Origin of the sequence: Streptomyces sp. E11-3, from assembly GCF_046540415.1 — a bacterium.
GTDB lineage: Bacteria > Actinomycetota > Actinomycetes > Streptomycetales > Streptomycetaceae > Streptomyces.
The window spans coordinates 1-535 of sequence record NZ_JAZGRL010000264.1; the positions used below are offsets into that span (position 1 = coordinate 1).

The window sequence follows — 535 nt, forward strand, 5'->3', positions numbered from 1 at the left end:
TCCGCAACTCGCAAAGCGAGTTTCGTGTGAGCCAGGTGAATATCAACAGCGTTAAACAAACTATTAATATGCACAAAACAATGGGTTGGTTCGGCATTTTCATGGCCTTCTTCTCCTGTCAACGCAAAGCAGAAGTGTCACCATCGGTGCGAAACAGAGATGTCATGCTTTGGTTCAGAGAATGCGTTTGACCGCCTCGCTATATACTTCCGAGCGTTCTCTTTTCCCAACAGAAATCACGAAAACGACAACTTTCTCGTCTATAACCTGGTATACAAGGCGATAGCCTGAAGACCGGAGCTTAATCTTGTAACAATCAGGCATACCACGGAGCTTGTTTGCTTCAATCCGGGGTGACTCAAGTACTTCAACCAGCTTCTTTTTCAACTGTTCACGTACCGTCGAGCCCAGCTTTCGCCATTCCTTTAGTGCCCGCTCGTCAAAATCCAGAAAATACGCCATCAGAGTTCATCCAGCGTCACACGTACTGGCTTAGGATTACGAAGTCGTTCTTTCACTATCTCCACAAGTTCAG

At 46.4% G+C, this 535-nt stretch carries 2 protein-coding genes and 2 pseudogenes; all 4 read right to left on the reverse strand.

The genetic code is table 11. The features are described 5' to 3' along the window. The coding region (locus U9R90_RS36755) for a hypothetical protein (protein WP_411061862.1) at positions 1 to 68 on the reverse strand (68 nt) is incomplete at its 3' end. Then, a pseudogene (locus U9R90_RS36760) lies at positions 38 to 103 on the reverse strand (small toxic polypeptide); the annotation flags it as partial. The gene U9R90_RS36755 and the pseudogene U9R90_RS36760, both read right to left, overlap by 31 nt. Positions 104 to 174: 71 nt before the next feature. Then, entirely contained in the window at positions 175 to 462 is a 288-nt protein-coding gene (relE, locus tag U9R90_RS36765) for a type II toxin-antitoxin system mRNA interferase RelE (RefSeq protein ID WP_000323025.1), read from the reverse strand. Beyond that, positions 462 to 535: pseudogene (relB, locus tag U9R90_RS36770) on the reverse strand (type II toxin-antitoxin system antitoxin RelB); the annotation flags it as partial. The gene relE and the pseudogene relB, both read right to left, overlap by 1 nt.

Excerpts from the sequence above, each read along its gene's own strand:
- relE (WP_000323025.1), bottom strand. The coding sequence starts at position 462 with ATGGCGTATTTTCTGGATTTTGACGAGCGGGCACTAAAGGAATGGCGA.